General features: G+C 70.5%; 14 protein-coding genes. 11 read left to right on the top strand and 3 right to left on the bottom strand.

What is annotated here, in order from left to right:
• Window positions 1-41 precede the first annotated feature (41 nt).
• Entirely contained in the window at window positions 42-998 is a 957-nt protein-coding gene (locus ACFWY9_RS26010) for a thiamine-phosphate kinase (RefSeq protein ID WP_378328946.1), read from the top strand.
• Between the two features lie 21 nt (window positions 999-1019).
• On the top strand, window positions 1020-1493 hold the full coding sequence (locus tag ACFWY9_RS26005) for a GNAT family N-acetyltransferase (protein ID WP_378328945.1): 474 nt from the start codon (window positions 1020-1022) through the stop codon (window positions 1491-1493).
• On the opposite strand, the gene ACFWY9_RS26000 is transcribed toward ACFWY9_RS26005, so the two are convergent.
• Window positions 1472-2698 (bottom strand): glycoside hydrolase family 27 protein, encoded by a 1227-nt coding sequence (locus ACFWY9_RS26000; protein WP_378340147.1) that lies wholly within the window; start codon window positions 2696-2698, stop codon window positions 1472-1474. The genes ACFWY9_RS26005 and ACFWY9_RS26000 overlap by 22 nt on opposite strands.
• A gap of 45 nt (window positions 2699-2743) precedes the next feature.
• On the opposite strand from ACFWY9_RS26000, the gene ACFWY9_RS25995 reads away from it, so the two are divergent.
• The 3 genes from ACFWY9_RS25995 to ACFWY9_RS25985 all read left to right on the top strand — a co-directional run bounded on the left by ACFWY9_RS25995 (window position 2744) and on the right by ACFWY9_RS25985 (window position 4839).
• A complete protein-coding gene (locus tag ACFWY9_RS25995; protein WP_378340146.1) occupies window positions 2744-3265 on the top strand; it encodes a gamma carbonic anhydrase family protein in 522 nt (173 codons plus the stop codon).
• Window positions 3266-3285: 20 nt separating this feature from the next.
• Window positions 3286-3963, top strand: a complete 678-nt coding sequence (locus ACFWY9_RS25990) for a uracil-DNA glycosylase (protein ID WP_378328942.1) — start codon at window positions 3286-3288, stop codon at window positions 3961-3963.
• 84 nt (window positions 3964-4047) lie between these two features.
• A complete protein-coding gene (locus ACFWY9_RS25985) occupies window positions 4048-4839 on the top strand; it encodes an alpha/beta fold hydrolase (RefSeq protein ID WP_378340145.1) in 792 nt (263 codons plus the stop codon).
• Between the two features lie 490 nt (window positions 4840-5329).
• On the opposite strand, the gene rpmB is transcribed toward ACFWY9_RS25985, so the two are convergent.
• Entirely contained in the window at window positions 5330-5521 is a 192-nt protein-coding gene (gene rpmB, locus ACFWY9_RS25980) for a 50S ribosomal protein L28 (protein WP_324162777.1), read from the bottom strand.
• Window positions 5522-5653: 132 nt separating this feature from the next.
• Between rpmB and ACFWY9_RS25975 the strand changes: the two genes are divergently transcribed.
• The 3 genes from ACFWY9_RS25975 to ACFWY9_RS25965 are packed head-to-tail and all read left to right on the top strand — an operon-like array spanning window position 5654 to window position 9920.
• The gene (locus ACFWY9_RS25975; RefSeq protein WP_378340144.1) at window positions 5654-7252 is read left to right on the top strand and encodes a DAK2 domain-containing protein; all 1599 of its coding nucleotides are present in this window, start codon (window positions 5654-5656) and stop codon (window positions 7250-7252) included.
• A gap of 3 nt (window positions 7253-7255) precedes the next feature.
• The gene (gene recG, locus ACFWY9_RS25970) at window positions 7256-9406 is read left to right on the top strand and encodes an ATP-dependent DNA helicase RecG (RefSeq protein WP_378340143.1); all 2151 of its coding nucleotides are present in this window, start codon (window positions 7256-7258) and stop codon (window positions 9404-9406) included.
• Between the two features lie 4 nt (window positions 9407-9410).
• Window positions 9411-9920, top strand: a complete 510-nt coding sequence (locus ACFWY9_RS25965; RefSeq protein ID WP_378328938.1) for a GNAT family N-acetyltransferase — start codon at window positions 9411-9413, stop codon at window positions 9918-9920.
• Between the two features lie 378 nt (window positions 9921-10298).
• On the opposite strand, the gene ACFWY9_RS25960 is transcribed toward ACFWY9_RS25965, so the two are convergent.
• Entirely contained in the window at window positions 10299-10904 is a 606-nt protein-coding gene (locus ACFWY9_RS25960) for a TetR/AcrR family transcriptional regulator (protein ID WP_378340142.1), read from the bottom strand.
• Window positions 10905-10935: 31 nt separating this feature from the next.
• Between ACFWY9_RS25960 and ACFWY9_RS25955 the strand changes: the two genes are divergently transcribed.
• From ACFWY9_RS25955 to ACFWY9_RS25945, 3 genes are all read left to right on the top strand, one after another.
• Window positions 10936-12147, top strand: coding sequence for an erythromycin esterase family protein (locus ACFWY9_RS25955; RefSeq protein WP_378340141.1), 1212 nt, complete (start codon window positions 10936-10938; stop codon window positions 12145-12147).
• Between the two features lie 79 nt (window positions 12148-12226).
• Complete coding sequence (locus tag ACFWY9_RS25950) at window positions 12227-13153, top strand: S8 family peptidase (protein WP_378340140.1); 927 nt, start codon at window positions 12227-12229, stop codon at window positions 13151-13153.
• Between the two features lie 156 nt (window positions 13154-13309).
• Window positions 13310-16687, top strand: coding sequence for a pyruvate carboxylase (locus ACFWY9_RS25945; protein ID WP_378328934.1), 3378 nt, complete (start codon window positions 13310-13312; stop codon window positions 16685-16687).
• The last annotated feature ends 114 nt before the right edge of the window (window positions 16688-16801 follow it).

Below are 16801 nucleotides of genomic sequence, written 5' to 3'. Positions count from 1 at the left end.
TGATCGACATGTGTTGTGTGAGAAGAAACGGGAGGTGACCGGTGTCACCGGACGACGGCACGGTGGCGGGGACCGGCGAGTTCGCGCTGATCGACGCGGTGATCGCGGGACGGCGGCAGCCCGCGGCCACGCTGCTCGGCCCCGGCGACGACGCCGCGGTCGTCGCCGCACCCGACGGCCGCGTCGTGGCCAGTACGGACGTGCTGGTGCACGGCGTGCACTTCCGGCTGGACTGGTCCAGCCCGGAGCAGGTCGGCCGCAAGGCCGCGGCGGTGAACCTGGCCGACATCGCCGCGATGGGCGCACGGCCCAGCTCGCTGCTCGCCGGCATCGCCTGCCCGCCCGACACGCCCACCGAGGTGATCACCGAGCTGGCGAAGGGGATGTGGGCCGAGGCCGAACGCGCCGGCGTCGGCGTCTCCGGCGGGGACATGGTCCGCGCCGACCAGCTCGTGATCAGCGTCACCGCCTTGGGTGACCTCGGTGGCCGCGAACCGGTGACCCGGTCGGGCGCGCGGCCCGGTGATGTCGTCGCGGTGTGCGGCAAACTCGGCTGGGCGGCCGCCGGGCTCGCCGTGCTGGGCCGCGGGTTCCGGTCCCCGGTCGGGGTGGTCAACGCGCAACGCTGTCCCGAACCGCCGTACGAGGCCGGGCCGCTGGCCGCCGACGCGGGCGCGACGTCGATGATCGACGTCTCCGACGGCCTGCTCGCCGATCTGGGGCATATCGCCGAGGCGTCCGGTGTCGGCATCGACATCCGCACCGCAGATCTGGACGTCGCCTCGCGACTGGTCGAAGTGGGCACGGCGCTCGGCGCGGACCCGCTGCGCTGGGTGCTCACCGGTGGCGAGGATCACGCGCTGGCGGCGACGTTCCCGCCGTTCGGTGATCCGCCGGAGGGCTGGCGGGCGATCGGCGCGGTCACCATCGCGGAGTCCGGCGTCACCGTGGACGGCAAGCCGTACCAGCACGAGCCGGGCTGGGAACACTGGCGCTGATCACCGGTTAATCTCGGGCGCATGGACATCCGTGTGGTCCCGTACGACCATCCCGACGCCGTCAAGCTGATGGACGAGGTCCAGCTGGTCTACGTCGAGCGCTATGGCAGCGAGGACTCGACGCCGATGGACCCGGCGGAGTTCGCTCCGCCGCAGGGGTTGTTCCTCGTCGGCTATCTCGACGACGTCCCGGTCGCGAGCGGCGGCTGGCGCGCTCATGACGGGCCCGCTCCGTACTTCCGGCCGGGCGATTTCGAGCTGAAGCGCATGTACGTCGTCGAGGCGGCACGGGGTCGCGGGTTCGCGCGGGCGATGCTGGCCGAGCTGGAACGCACGGCGGTCGCCGCCGGGCGGAAGCGGGCCGTGCTGGAGACCGGCGTCAAACAGCCCGAAGCGCTGGCGCTGTACGAATCCTCGGGCTATCACGAGATCCCGAAGTTCGGTGTCTACCGCTGCGAACCCGACAGCGTCTGCTACGCCAAGGACTTCGCCTGACGGCACAACCGGAGCAGGGTGACCGAGTGCGGGGCGACGGTGGCGGAGACGACGTCGGTGGCGCTGCCGGTGTCGGTGTGCTGCCACAGATCGCGGACCCGCCAGGTGCCGGGCACGGTCGTCGAGATCGGCGTGGGCGTGGTGCCGGTGTTCAGCAGTGCGACGGTGAATCCGCCGTCGGAGAGCGGTTTTCCCCACACCTGGGCGTCGCCGGAGGACGACCAGCGCCGTCCCTGGCCGTGCGCGAAGTCCTGGTCGAGCGCGATCACCTCGCGATTGCCCAGCGTCGCCAGGTTCGCCGCGGTCAGCTTGTCCGGGGCCGCTCCGGCGAACAACGGCGCGTTCAGCAGCGCCCACAGGCTGAAGTGCGCCCGGTTCTCGTCTTCGGTGAGCGAGCCGTTGCCGACTTGAAGCATGTCCGGGTCGTTCCAGCCACCAGGGACGCCGGTGTATCCGGCGACGTCCGCCTGCTGCGCGAGCACCGAGAGCACCGACGCCCAGTCCGGCGAGAGGTCGTTCGTCGTGCGCCAGAGGTTCGCCACCGGGCGAGCCCAGGTCCACGGGCTGGACGCGCCGTACTCGGAGATCGCGTAGAGGATCGGGTGGTCGAGCCGCGCGAGTTCGTCGCGCATCGTGGTGAAGGCGGCTTTCCGGTCGAGACTGTCCACAGTGTCCGCATCGCACCAGTCGTACTTGAGGTAGTCCACGCTCCAGCGTGCGAACAGTTCCGCGTCCTGCCGTTCGTGCCCGAGCGAGCCGATTCCACTTGCCGGGTAAGCGTTGCTGGCCATCGCGCAGGTCCGGCTGCCCGGCACGGCGTAGATGCCGAACAGCAGGCCCCGCGCGTGGACGTAGTCGGCGAGCGCGGCGATCCCGCCGGGGAACCGTGCGGGATCCGGGCGCAGCGAGCCGTCCGTGGCCCGCGTCGGGGCCTGCCAGCAGTCGTCGACGACGACGTAGCGGTATCCGGCGTCGCGCATCCCGGTCTTCACCAGCGCGTCGGCGGCGTCGCGGACGACCTGCTCGGTCAGTCCGTAGCAGCCGACCTGGTTCCAGCTGTTCCAGCCCATCGGCGGCGTGACGGCCAGTCCGTTCGCGAGCGAGGGCATGGCGCCGACGGGCCAGAAGAACGCGGCCAGCACCAGGACTGTGAGCACGATCCGCGTGCCCCGGCGCTGGTTTCTCGTCTTCGCGGCGATGCGCATGATCCAATCGCATCGTCAGTGAAATCGCAGTATCCGGAGGAACGCATGCCGATCTACGCGCTCGGGGATCTCGAACCGACCATCCACCCCGATGCCTACGTCCACCCCGACGCCACGGTCATCGGCGACGTCCGGATCGCCGCGAACGCCTCGGTGTGGCCGCAGACCGTGCTGCGTGGCGACCACGGGTACATCGAGATCGGCGAGCGCTCCAACATCCAGGACGGCTGCGTCGTGCATTGCACGCGGCGGCATCCGACGATTCTCGGGCCGTCGTCGGCGGTGGGGCATTCGGTGCACATCGAGGGCGCGAAGATCGGGACGGGCTGCCTGATCGCGTCCGGGTCGGTGGTGCTCAACGGTTCGGTGATCGAAGACGGCGGCATGGTCGGCGCCGGTGCCGTGCTGTCGTACGAATCCCATGTGGGACAAGGGGAAATCGCGCTGGGCGTGCCCGCGAAGACGCGGCCGAACAAGTCCTTCGGGCCGGACCAGATCGCGTTGGTGGTCAATTCCTACGTCGAGCGCGCGATCCGGTTCCGGGGCGAGCTTCGGCGCCTCTCCTAGAAGCGCTAAGCTCGCGCCCCGTGACCGGACGACCGCTGCACGAGATCATCGAAGCAGGCTGGGCCGAGGCCCTCGAACCGGTGGCGCCACAGGTCGCCGCCATGGGGGAGTTCCTCCGCGCGGAGATCGCCGCCGGGCGGACCTATCTCCCGGCGGGGGAGCACGTCCTGCGCGCGTTCAAACAGCCCTTCCACGACGTGCGGGTGCTGATCGTCGGCCAGGATCCGTATCCGACGCCGGGGCACGCGGTCGGGCTCAGTTTCTCGGTGGCGCCGGACGTGCGCCCGATCCCGAAGAGCCTGATCAACATCTACAAGGAGTACTGCGAGGACCTCGGCTACCCGCCGCCGTCCAACGGCGATCTGACGCCGTGGGCGGATCAGGGCATCCTGCTGCTCAACAGGGCGCTGACGGTGCAGCCCGGCAAGTCGAACTCGCATCAGGGCAAGGGCTGGGAGCAGGTCACCGAGCAGGCGATCAAGGCCCTCGCGGCGCGCCCGGAGCCGATGGTCGCGATCCTGTGGGGCCGCAACGCGCGGAACCTGAAGCCGATGCTGGGCAACGTCCCGTGCATCGAGTCGGCGCATCCGAGCCCGCTTTCGGCACACAACGGCTTCTTCGGCTCGCGGCCGTTCAGCCGGGCCAACCAGCTGCTGGCCGAGCAGGGCGCGGCGCCGGTCGAATGGAAACTTCCGTAACGTGTGTCAAGGAGCGGGCGTCGGTTCCGACCGCTGGGTGAACGGCGGCGTTCGAGCCGCTTCCCTGTTTTCCTGGAGGACCGCATGACCGAGGTTTCGACCGTCGTTTCCGCCGACGGCACCAAGATCGCTTTCGAACGCCGGGGCACCGGAACGCCGTTGATCCTGATCGGCGGCGCCGTCAACGACCGGACGACCGTCGCCGGACTCGCCGAAGTTCTCGACGGTTACACCACGATCGCCTATGACCGGCGTGGCCGGGGCGACAGCGGTGACGCGGAGACGTACAGCGTGGACCGGGAGGTCGAGGACCTCGCCGCGCTGATCGAGCACGTGGGTGGTTCGGCGCACGTGTTCGGGCATTCCTCGGGCGCGGTTCTGGCGCTGGAAGCGGCTTCGCGAGGGCTGTCCATCAACCGCGTCGCGGCGTACGAACCGCCGTACATCGTCGACGGCAGCCGCCCGCGGCCCGGGGACGACCTCGTGGATCGCGTGCGTGCCGCGCTGGACGCGGGTGATTGCGACGAGGCTGTGACGTTGTTCCTGGTCGAAGGCACAGACACGCCCGCCGGGATCGTTGCCGGGATGAAGACCGCCCCGGTGTGGGGCTGGTTCACCGCGCTGGCGCACACGCTGCCGTACGACCTGACGATCTGCGGCCCCGGCAACCACCTGCCTGTTTCGGGCCTGGCGAAGATCACCGTGCCGACGCTGGTCATCGGCGGGGGCGCGAGCCCGGCGTGGATGCCCGCGGGCGCCCGCGCCGCCGCCGAGGCCGTGCCGGGCGGGGTGTATCAGACGCTGGAGGGCCAGGACCACGGCGTGCTCGGGCACCCGAAGACCCTGCTCCCCCTCCTCACCGACTTCTACGGCTGACGTTCCGTGAATGCCACATTGAGAGAATCAGAGTCTCTCAATGTGGCATTCACGGACTATCGCAGCCGTCGGGAGCGGCTTGCCCCGAACGACGCGTTCGCGGCGTCGTGGCGCCGACTCTGGGGGCCTGAGAACCGAGGGACGCCCTTGGTGCGTCAGCCGCACCGAGGGACGCCCTCGTCGCACTCAACGCACCCAGGGTGCCCCTCGGCGTCTCTCACGTAACCACAGGAACCCGCACGGCCCCGCTGCTGTGAAGGCCCCTTCAGCGCACCCAGCGCACTAAAGGCGCCCTTCAGCGCGCAACACGCACTGAAAGCGCCCTTCAGCACACGCGCGCACAGTAGTGAGCCGCCAACGGAACGTAACCGGGGGTCCAGGGGGCTTGCCCCCTGGCGGGGGTTTGGGGTTCGACCCCCAAAGGGCACGTAGCCGAAAAAAATGGCGAGTGCTCTCCACGAGCACTCGCCATCCAAGCCTTTCGGCGACCCTACCCGCGCACGACCTTGCCCGCCTTGATGCACGAGGTGCACACGTTGAGGCGCTTGCGCTGGGACAGACCGATCTTCGCGTGAACGGTCTGGATGTTCGGGTTCCAGCGGCGGTTGGTACGCCGATGGGAGTGCGAGACCGACTTGCCGAAGCCCGGCCCCTTGCCACAGACGTCGCACACGGCAGCCACGTCGAACTCCTTTGAATCTGGGACGTAGAACGGCCCAGATAACCCCTGGGCAACTCGACCATAGTAACTAGTGGTTTCCGGGACCGTCGCACCGGGTCGCTACCCTCGCGGGGACCAGCGAGGAGGTTACGGGTGCGGGTGCTGGACGTGGCGGCGGTGTCGGCCTGGTCGGCGGCCTGTGTGCACAGTCTCGACGGGCTGCGGCCGGCGATCAACGGCATCAACGTCTACCCGGTGGCGGACTCCGACACGGGGTCCAATCTCCTGCACACGATGACCGGCGCCCACCGCGCGCTCGCCACCGCCGGGCTCGCCACCGCGGCCGAGTCGCTGGCCGTGCTCGCCCAGGGCGCGGTCGCGGCCGCGCGCGGGAACTCCGGGGTCATCATCTCCCAGGTCGTGCGCGGTTTGGCGGACTGGGCGGCCGGCGGCGGGGAACTGGACGGGCCGGGGCTGGCCGCGGCGCTGGTGCGTGCCGACGAGGTCGCGACCGGGGCGGTGAGCCGCCCGGTGGCCGGGACCATGATCACCGTTCTGCACGCGGTCGCGACGGCCGTCCGCGGCTGTCCGGGCGACCTCGCCGACGTCGCGACGGCGGCCGCCGTGGCCGCGGCGGCCGCGCTGGAGGAGACGCCGAAGCAGCTTCCCGCGCTGGCCAGGGCCGGCGTCGTCGATGCGGGCGGGCGGGGGCTGGTCGCGGTTCTGGACGCGCTGGCCGGGGTGGTCACCGGTACGGCCACCGAGCACGAACACGCTCTGGAGGCGATCACCTCCCATGCCCCGGGTGAGGTCGCTTACGCGTGGGAGGTCATGTACCTGCTCGACGGCGTCGACGAGGCCCGGCTGCCCGCGTTGCGCAAGGAGCTGAGCGGCCTCGGGGACAGCGTCACGGTGGCGGGGGACGGCTCGGGCAGCCATGCCGTCCACGTGCACTGCGCGGACATCGGCGCCGCGATCGAGGCCGGGATCGAACTGGGCAGGCCGCGCCGCATCCGGGTCGAGCCGCTCGTCACGCCGACCCCGATCGAACCGGGCGGCGGGCTCGACCGCACCGTGGTGGTGGTCGTCCACGGCGGCGCGCTCGCCGAGGTGCTGCGCGCGGAAGGCGTCGCGGTGCTGGCCGTGCCGAGCGGCACCACGCCGAGCGTCGAGGAGATGATCGGCCTGCTCAACGAGGCCGCCGGGCGGCACGTCACGGTGCTGCCGGGCGGCACCGAGCTGACGGTGGCCGCGGACGCGGCGGCCGGGCACGCGATGGCCGCGGACCGCGACGTCGTGGTGATCCCGTGTGCTTCGCCGGTGCAGGTGCTGGCCGCGCTGGCGGTGCACGATCCGGCGCGGCGCACGAACGACGACGTGGTGGCGATGGCCGAAGCGGCCGCGGCGACCAGGCGTGGCGAGCTGCGGATCGCGCTGGAGGAGTCGCTAACCTGGGTGGGCCGGGCCCAGTCCGGCGATCTGATCGGCCTGGTCGACGACGAGGTGGTGCTCATCGAGCCCGCGGGTGGTGTGGTGCCTTCCGACGGCGACCTCGTGGCGGCCGCGATGAAGGTGCTGGGTCGCATGCTGGCGGTCGGTGGTGAGCTGGTGACCGTGCTGACCGGGGCGGACGTGCCGCCGGGCGTTGCCGCCGAGCTGGCCGAGCAGTTACGGGTGGAGCATCCCGAGGTGGAGTTGACGAGTTATGCCAGTGGCCAGGCGGGCGCCGTGCTGCTGATGGGGGTTGAGTAGACCATGGCCGGGCTGCGCGACAAGCTTCCGCTGTTGCTGGGTGCCAAGACGGCGAAGGCGCTGTCGACGGCGTTGGACATCGAGACGGTCAGCGATCTGCTGCGGCATTATCCGCGCCGGTACGCGGAGCGCGGCGAGATGACCGACATCGCGGGGCTCGAACTCGGTGAGTACGCGACCGTGCTGGCGCGGATCGAGAAGATCGGCAAGCGCACCATGAAATCGCGGCGCGGCACGATCCTCGACATGGTGATCACCGACGGCAAACGTCGTCTCGCGTGTGCGTTCTTCAACCAGGCGTGGCGGGAAAAGGAGCTGGCGCCGGGGAAGACGGGGCTGTTCTCGGGCAAGGTCACCGCGTTCCGCGACACCCTGCAGCTGGCGAACCCCGAGTACCAGTTGCTGGAGCCGGAGAACGAGGCCGAGGCCGTCGACAACTTCGCCGGCGCGATCATCCCGGTGTATCCGGCGGCGGCCGGGATGCCGTCGTGGTCGATCGAGAAGTGCGTGCGGCAGGTGCTCGACGTCCTCGAGGTCGACGAGGACCCGATGCCCGCCGAGCTGCTGTCGCGGTATCACCTGAGCGAGCTGGAGCCCGCGCTGCGGGGGATCCACCGGCCCGAAAGCTGGGCGGCGCTGGAGAACGCGCGGCGGCGCCTCAAATGGGACGAGGCCATGGCGGTGCAGCTGATTTTCGCGCAGCGCAGGCATTCCGCGGTGTCGCGCCCGGCGAAGGCGTCCCCGCACACCGACGGTGGAATCCTGGACGCCTTCGACAAGCGGCTGCCGTTCGAGCTGACCGACGGGCAGCGGGAGATCGGCGACGAGATCGCCGCGGACCTGGCGACCGAGCATCCGATGAACCGGCTGCTGCAGGGCGAGGTCGGCAGCGGGAAGACCGTGGTGGCGCTGCGCGCGATGCTGCAGGCGGTGGACTCGGGGCGGCAGGCCGCGATGCTCGCGCCGACGGAGGTGCTGGCCGCGCAGCACGCGCGTTCGCTGCGCGACATGCTGGGCGACCTCGCGCAGGCGGGGGAGCTGGGCGGGGCGGAGAACGCCACGCGGGTCACCTTGCTGACCGGGTCGATGGGTGCGAAGGAACGCAAGAAGGCGTTGCTGGAGACGGTCAGTGGCGAGGCGGGCATCGTCGTCGGGACGCACGCGCTGATCCAGGACACCGTGGCGTTCGCCGATCTGGGCCTGGTCGTGGTCGACGAGCAGCACCGTTTCGGCGTCGAACAGCGGGACGCGCTGCGTTCGCGGGGTGCCGACGGGACGAGCCCGCATGTGCTGGTCATGACGGCGACGCCGATTCCGCGCACGGTCGCGATGACGGTGTACGGCGATCTGGAGACTTCCGCGCTGCGGCAGATGCCGGTGGGGCGGTCGCCGATCAAGACGTCCGTGGTGCCGGTCGCGGAGAAACCCGCCTGGCTGGACCGGGCGTGGCAGCGGGTCCGCGAAGAGGTCGGCAAGGGGCACCAGGCCTACGTCGTGTGCCCGCGGATCGGGGACGAACCACCGTCGGACAAGACGGAACGTCCGCCCCTCGCGGTGCTCGACGTCGCGCCCGAGCTGGAACACGGGCCGCTCAAGGGATTGCGGATCGGGGTGCTGCACGGCCGGATGCCCGCCGACGAGAAGGACGCCGTGATGCGGGCGTTCGCCGCGGCCGAGCTGGACGTGCTGGTGGCCACGACGGTGATCGAGGTCGGCGTGAACGTGCCGAACGCGACCGCGATGGTGATCATGGACGCGGACCGGTTCGGGGTCAGTCAGCTGCACCAGCTGCGGGGCCGCGTCGGCCGGGGGAGCGTGCCGGGGCTGTGCCTGCTGGTGACCGAGACGCTGGACGGCACGTCGACGCGGGAGCGGCTGGCGGCCGTCGAGTCCACAACGGACGGTTTCGAGCTGTCGCGGCTCGATCTGGAGCTGCGGCGGGAGGGCGACATCCTCGGCGCGGCCCAGTCCGGGAAGCGGTCCACGCTCAAGCTGCTTTCGCTGCTGCGGGACGAAGAGGTGATCGCCGACGCGCGGACGTGTTCGCAGGCGTTCGTCGAACAGGATCCCGAGCTGAAGAACTTCCCCGGCCTCGCGCATCTGATCGCCGACGTGGTGGACCAGGACAGGGTCGAATACCTGGAAAAGAGCTGATGTCTTGCCGGAACCGGTGATCCGCGAGGCGGTGGCGGCCGACGCGACCGCGATCGGCTCGGTGCACGTCGCCTCGTGGCGGGTGGCCTACGCTGGGCACGTGTCCGACGACGTCCTCAGTGGACTGTCCATCTTGGACAGGGCGCGGCAGTGGGAGGAAGTCCTCGGCGCCGCCGAGCCGCGCGGGACCGTGGTCGTTCTCGAATCCGCGGGCTGGCTGGGCGGGTTCGCCGCCTTCGGTTCTGCTCTCGAGGACTCCGGTGGTCAGCTGTACGCGCTGTACGTCGATCCGCAGCAGTGGGGCCGTGGCTGGGGACGTCTCCTCCTCGACGAGGCCGTGACACGCCTGGCTTCCGCGGGGCACGCCGAGGCCGTGCTCTGGGTTCTGGACACGAACACCCGTGCCCGCACCTTCTACGAACGCGCGGGCTGGAAACCCGACGGCGCCACGAAAACCGAGGAACTCCACGGCGCCGTGCTCCCCACGGTCCGCTACCGCCGCCCCCTGCCCTGACCTGCCGTAAGGCCACCTTACGGGCGTCTGACGCCCGTAAGGAGTCCTTGACGGCATTTGCCCCGGTGCTCTCGACGCGGTCTCGCCCTCTGATGCTCTCTAACGCGCTTTTGTCCCCGGCGTTCCCGACCGCTCGGCGGCAGTTTCGTCGGCCCCCTCGCCTAGGCTGTTTGGTAGGGGGCTTCGGGGCGGTGCGAATGGTCCAGTCGTGCCGTCGGGGCGCCGGGGTGATGTCCCGAACGGAGCGTTCGCGACGATCAACGTCCCGAACGGAGCGTTCGCGACATCGAGGCGAGCGTCCACCCGTGCGCCCATCAATCCACAAAGGACATGGCCAGGGCCGCCGGAAAGCTACATGGGGACAAGCCCGAGCGCCGCTCAGAAGACGAAGACGCCCGCGGCGGCAGCGGCCGCCGCGCTCCGGGCCGCGAGCCGGGCGTCGTCGAGGTCGAGGGATTCGCGCGAGATGAACAGCCGGTAGAAGATCGGCCCGCTCGCGGCGCGCACCACCTCGTCGGGAGAGGTTCCCGAAGGCGCTTCGCCGCGGGCGATCGCGCGGGTCGTGATCACGGCGCAGCGCGCGTGCCGGTCCTGGTAGAAGTCGTGCAGCGCCCCGGCGGCCAGGTCCGCCTGGAACGCCGCGAGGATCGACGCCGTCGGCAGCTCACGCATACCGGGGGTGGTGAAGTACCCGACGAGCTCGGCCAGCATCTCGTACAGGTCGCCGGCGAGCGAGCCGGTGTCGGGTGCGGTCCAGTCGTCCTCGGTACCGAGGTGGAACGCCGCCGCGACGAGCCCTTCGGCGGATTTCCACCGGCGGTACACGGTCGTCTTGTGCACGCCGGAGCGTTCGGCGACGGCGTCCACGGTCAGTTCGCTGTAGCCCCGCTCGGCGAGCAGGTCCAAAGTGGCGTGCAGGACGGCGAGCCGGGTGCGCTCGGTGCGCCCGCCGGGCCGCTGGGTGCCGGGTAACTCCGTTGCCAACCGCTACTCCCGTTGCGTTAGTGTGCCCAGTATGCCAGCCCTGGACTTCGTCACTCCCTTTTCGGCGGCCGACGTGACGCCGATCGCCGATCTCATCGGCGACGCGAGCATCGTCGCGATCGGTGAGAACAACCATCACATCCACGAGTTCGGGCTGCTGCGCGACAAGCTTCTCCGTCACCTGGTGGAGCATCGCGGCTTCACCGTGCTCGGCTTCGAATCCGGCTTCCCGGAGGGACACCTCGTCGACGCCTGGCTCCAGGGCGCGCCCGGCGACGTCGCCGACATCGGCCGTGACGGGTTCACCTTCAGCCTCGGCGATTCGCCCGAGGTACACGGCATGCTGACCTGGCTGCGGGAGCACGGCGGCGTCCGCTTCGCCGGGCTGGACGTGCCGAGTTCGGGTGGTTCGCCGGTCCCGTCGCTCGACGCCGTCCGAGCCTACTTCGCCGAGGTCGACGCGCCCGCGGTGTCCCTTGTGGACGCCGCGGAGGCGGCAGTGAAGCCCTACATCGGGGCGAGCAACGCGGTCGCGATGGAGCGCTACAAGGAGTCGGACATCCCGCAGCGTGACGCCGCGACGGCGGCGTTGTCCGTGCTCGTCGCGCACTTCGACGCGCTCGCCCCGGCTTACCGGCAGCGCGGCGGTGCCGAGGCCTTCGCGACAGCGCTCCACCACGCCATCGGCGCGCTGCGGGTCGATCTGCACCTGCGTGAAGTGACGGCGATGATGTCCGGCACCGCGCCCGAACTGGGGAGTTCCTCGCGGGACACGTACATGGCGGCCACCGTGCGGCTGCTGCGCGAGCGTTCCGACGCCAAGATCGTCCTGATGCTCCACAATGGACATCTGCAGCGGACGCCGTTCGCCCCGCTGCCCGGGAGCGCCTTCCCGCCGGCGGGGATGCGGCTCGCCGAGGAGTTCGGTGACGACTACTTCGCGCTCGGCCTCACCGCCACCACCGGGACGACCACCGGCCTCGCCCCGCAGGAGGGCACCCGCCTGGGGTTCCGCAGCTACGAACAGAAACTGGACGCTCCCGCCGAAGGCAGCGTCGAGGAAGCACTCGCCGACGCCGGTCCGTGCCTCGTCGATCTCCGTGCCGGCCGCGCCGCCGGAAAGCCGGGCCCGGCGAGCATCCGGCACGCGCACATGTTCACGCCGGTCGACGTCCTCCACGCCTTCGACGCGCTCGTCCACCTGCCCCGGATGTCGGTCAGCGGGAACGTCCCGAAGGAGTGAGCCGACCGGCGTCAACCGTTCGGGCGACATGGGCAGCGCCGAGTTGCCGGTGCCGCCCGGCGCGCGATACCACGCAGACATGACTCTGCGACGTGGGCTCGGAACGGCGATGGTGGCGCTCGTGGTGACGGCGGCCGGGCAGGCGCCCGCGCAGTCGAGCCCGCAAGGCGTCCAGCCGAACCCGCCGAGCTGGGGACTCGACCGGATCGACCAGCGCACCGGCCTCGACCGGAACTACCGCTACGCCACCGAAGCCGCGGATGTCACGGTGTACGTGATCGACAGCGGTGTCGACGCGAAGCACCCCGACTTCGAGGGCCGTGTCGCGGTGGGCAAGGACTTCCTCGGTGACGGCACGGGAACCGACACCACCGACACGAACGGCCACGGCACGCGGCTGGCCGGGGTCGCGGCCGGGAAGACGTTCGGGGTGGCCAAGAAGGCCCGGATCGTCCCGGTCCGGGTGATCGACAAGGACGGCGGCGGGGCGACCGAGAAGATCATCGCCGGAATCGACTGGGTCCGGCAGAACGCCCACCAGCCCGCGGTCGCGGTGCTGGGTATCGGCGGCGCGCCCAACGAGAAGCTCGACGACGCCGTGCGCGCGCTCGCCGGGGCCGTCCCGGTGGCCGTCCCCGCGGGCGGTTCCGGGTCCGACGCAAGCGCTTTCTCCCCCGCGCGGGTGACCGAGGCGCTGACCGTGGCGGGCAGTGACATTCAGGACAAGGCCTCGCCGAGGTCGAACTACGGCTCGACCGTGGACCTCTACGCACCGGGCGTCGACATCCCCGGCCCGGTGGCGGGCGGCCAGGGCGCGAGCCCCCTCACCGGCACGTCGATGTCGGCCGCGTTCGTCGCGGGCGCCGCCGCGCTCTACCGTTCGCGGCATCCGCAGGCCACCGCGGCCCAGGTCGCCGACGGACTGGTCGCGGCCGCGTCGAAGAACGCCCTCTCCGGCGTGCCGGACGGTACCCCGAACCGGCTGCTGTACACCTCTCCTGCCTGACCTGGCCGAGTACCCCGATGCGGTCGGAAGACCACGTTCGGTGCGTCATGACGTCCATCACCTGGACAACGCCTCCCGTCCGGTGGGAGACCCCGGTAACGTGCGTCACCTGATTCCACCGTGCTGAACCACCACAAAGATCGGGAAGGACCAGGCATGTTCCGCAAGGTGCTGGTCGCCAACCGGGGCGAGATCGCCATCCGAGCGTTCCGCGCCGGCTACGAACTCGGGGCGGGAACCGTCGCCGTGTTCCCGCACGAGGACCGCAACTCGCTGCACCGGCTGAAGGCCGACGAGGCCTACGAGATCGGCGAGCCGGGACACCCGGTCCGCGCCTATCTCTCCGTGGGCGAGATCGTCAGCGCCGCCCAGAAGGCGGGCGCGGACGCCGTGTACCCGGGCTATGGCTTCCTGTCCGAGAATCCCGATCTCGCGCGCGCGTGCGAGGAAGCGGGCATCACGTTCGTCGGGCCCAGCGCCGAAATCCTCGAACTGACCGGGAACAAGGCCCGCGCGGTCAAGGCCGCGCGCGAGGCCGGGGTGCCGGTGCTCGGTTCGTCGGAGCCGTCGTCCGACGTCGACGCGCTCGTCGCGGCGGCCGAGGAGCTCGGCTTCCCGGTGTTCGTCAAGGCCGTGGCCGGTGGCGGCGGTCGAGGCATGCGCCGTGTCGAGGATCCCGCGCTGCTGAGGGAATCCATCGAGGCCGCCGCGCGCGAGGCCGAATCGGCGTTCGGTGATCCGACGGTGTTCCTGGAGAAGGCCGTCGTCGAACCGCGGCACATCGAGGTCCAGATCCTCGCCGACGGCGCGGGCAACGTGATTCACCTGTTCGAGCGCGACTGCTCGGTGCAGCGGCGGCACCAGAAGGTCGTCGAGCTGGCCCCCGCGCCGAACCTCGATCCCGGGCTGCGGGACCGCATCTGCGCCGACGCGGTGAAGTTCGCCCGCCAGATCGGCTACCGCAACGCCGGGACCGTCGAGTTCCTGCTCGACCGCGACGGCAACCACGTGTTCATCGAGATGAACCCGCGCATCCAGGTGGAGCACACGGTGACCGAGGAGGTCACCGACGTCGACCTGGTGCAGTCGCAGCTGCGCATCGCCTCCGGCGAGACGCTGGAGGACCTCGGTCTTTCGCAGGACAGCGTCTACCTTCGTGGCGCGGCGCTGCAGTGCCGGATCACCACCGAGGACCCCGCCAACGGCTTCCGCCCGGACACCGGGATGATCAGCGCCTACCGTTCGCCCGGTGGCTCCGGCATCCGGCTCGACGGCGGGACGGCCTTCTCCGGCACGGAGATCAGCGCGCACTTCGACTCGCTGCTGGTCAAGCTGAGCTGCCGCGGCCGTGACTTCCGCACCGCGGTCGGCCGGGCGCGCCGCGCGGTCGCCGAGTTCCGGATCCGCGGTGTCGCCACGAACATCCCGTTCCTGCAGGCGGTGCTCGACGATCCGGACTTCCGCGAGGGCCGCGTGACGACGTCGTTCATCGAGGAACGGCCGCATCTGCTCACCGCGCGCCACTCCGCCGACCGGGGCACGAAGCTGCTCACCTACCTCGCCGACCGGACGGTCAACAAACCGCACGGCGAACGGCCCCGCACTCTCGACCCGCAGGTGAAGCTGCCGAAACTGGCCAAGGAAGCGGTACCACCCGCCGGGTCGAAGCAGAAGCTGGCCGAGCTCGGCCCCGCCGGGTTCGCGAGCTGGCTGCGGGAATCGCCGCTCGTCGGCGTCACCGACACGACGTTCCGCGACGCGCACCAGTCGCTGCTCGCCACCCGGGTGCGCACCAAGGATCTCCTCGCGGTCGCGCCGGTGGTCGCGAACACCCTGCCGCAGCTGCTTTCGCTGGAATGCTGGGGCGGCGCCACCTACGACGTCGCGCTGCGCTTCCTCGCCGAGGATCCGTGGGAGCGGCTGGCGAGGCTGCGCGCGGCGGTGCCGAACATCTGCCTGCAGATGCTGTTGCGCGGCCGCAACACCGTCGGCTACACGCCTTATCCGACCGAGGTGACCTCCGCCTTCGTCGAGGAGGCGACCGCGACCGGGATCGACATCTTCCGCATCTTCGACGCGCTCAACGACGTCGAGCAGATGCGGCCCGCGATCGAGGCGGTGCGGGAGACCGGGACGGCCGTGGCCGAGGTGGCGCTCTGCTACACCTCGGACCTGTCCGACCCGGCCGAGAAACTGTACACATTGGACTACTACCTGAAGCTGGCCGAGCAGATCGTCGGCGCGGGCGCTCACGTGCTGGCGGTCAAGGACATGGCGGGCCTGCTGCGCGCGCCCGCCGCGGTCCGGCTGGTTTCCGCACTGCGCAAGGAGTTCGACCTCCCGGTGCACATCCACACGCACGACACCGCCGGTGGTCAGCTGGCCACCTACCTCGCCGCGATCGGCGCGGGGGCGGACGCGGTGGACGGCGCGGTGTCGTCGATGGCGGGTACGACGTCGCAGCCCTCGCTTTCGTCCATTGTGGCCGGTACGGACCACTCCGACCGCGTCACCGGGCTCGATCTGCAGGCGATCGGCGAGCTGGAGCCGTACTGGGAAAGCGTGCGCAAGATCTACGCGCCGTTCGAGGCGGGGCTCGCCTCGCCGACCGGCCGGGTCTACCACCACGAGATCCCCGGCGGTCAGCTGTCGAACCTGCGGACCCAGGCCATCGCGCTCGGTCTCGGCGACCGGTTCGAGGACATCGAAGCGATGTACGCCGCGGCCGACCGCATCCTCGGCCATCTGGTCAAGGTCACTCCGTCGTCCAAAGTGGTCGGTGACCTCGCGCTGCACCTGGTCGGCGCGGGTGTCTCACCCGAGGACTTCGAAGCGGAGCCGAACAAGTTCGACATCCCGGACTCGGTGATCGGCTTCCTGCGCGGCGAGCTCGGCGATCCGCCGGGCGGCTGGCCGGAACCGTTCCGCACCAAGGCGCTGGCGGGCAGGGCCGAGGCCAAGCCGGTGGTCGGACTGTCCGAAGAGGACCGTGAAGGGCTGGCAGGCGATCGCCGCCGGACACTCAACCGGCTGCTGTTCCCGGCGCCGACCAAGGAGTTCGAGGCGCACCGCGAGCAGTACGGCGACACGAGTGTGCTGCCCAGCAAGGACTTCTTCTACGGGCTGCGGCCGGGCGAGGAGTACTCGGTCGACCTGGAGCAGGGCGTCCGGCTGCTCATCGAGCTGGAGGCGATCGGCGAGGCGGACGAGCGCGGGATGCGCACCGTGATGGCCTCGCTCAACGGCCAGCTCCGGCCGATCTCGGTCCGCGACGCCTCGGTGGCCGCCGACATCCCGGCGACCGAGAAGGCGGAGAAGGGCAACCCGAAGCAGGTCGCCGCGCCGTTCGCCGGGGTGGTCACGCTGCAGGTCGCCGAGGGCGACGTCGTCGAGGCCGGTGCCACGGTCGCGACCATCGAGGCGATGAAGATGGAGGCCTCGATCACCGCGGCGGGCGGCGGCAAGGTCGCGCGGCTGGCGATCAACGCCGTCCAGCAGGTCGAAGGCGGCGACCTCCTGCTCGTCCTGGAGTGAGCTGAAGGGGACTTTCCACCCCGGGGGGCGGGGGTAGACCCCCGCAACACGTCTTAAGTGCCCACACACCCCCACACCACAAATAGCGGGCCAGCTCATCAACACCGGAGCACA

The organism is Amycolatopsis sp. NPDC059027 (genome assembly GCF_042739735.1).
In the GTDB taxonomy this organism is placed as follows: domain Bacteria; phylum Actinomycetota; class Actinomycetes; order Mycobacteriales; family Pseudonocardiaceae; genus Amycolatopsis.
This window is presented reverse-complemented; position numbering and strand designations above follow the sequence as displayed.

Coding starts and splice junctions, on each gene's coding strand:
- ACFWY9_RS25995 (WP_378340146.1), top strand. CDS start 2,744: ATGCCGATCTACGCGCTCGGGGATCTCGAACCGACCATCCACCCCGAT.
- ACFWY9_RS25950 (WP_378340140.1), top strand. CDS start 12,227: ATGACTCTGCGACGTGGGCTCGGAACGGCGATGGTGGCGCTCGTGGTG.
- ACFWY9_RS25945 (WP_378328934.1), top strand. CDS start 13,310: ATGTTCCGCAAGGTGCTGGTCGCCAACCGGGGCGAGATCGCCATCCGA.
- ACFWY9_RS26000 (WP_378340147.1), bottom strand. CDS start 2,698: ATGCGCATCGCCGCGAAGACGAGAAACCAGCGCCGGGGCACGCGGATC.
- ACFWY9_RS26005 (WP_378328945.1), top strand. CDS start 1,020: ATGGACATCCGTGTGGTCCCGTACGACCATCCCGACGCCGTCAAGCTG.
- recG (WP_378340143.1), top strand. CDS start 7,256: ATGGCCGGGCTGCGCGACAAGCTTCCGCTGTTGCTGGGTGCCAAGACG.
- ACFWY9_RS25955 (WP_378340141.1), top strand. CDS start 10,936: ATGCCAGCCCTGGACTTCGTCACTCCCTTTTCGGCGGCCGACGTGACG.
- ACFWY9_RS25985 (WP_378340145.1), top strand. CDS start 4,048: ATGACCGAGGTTTCGACCGTCGTTTCCGCCGACGGCACCAAGATCGCT.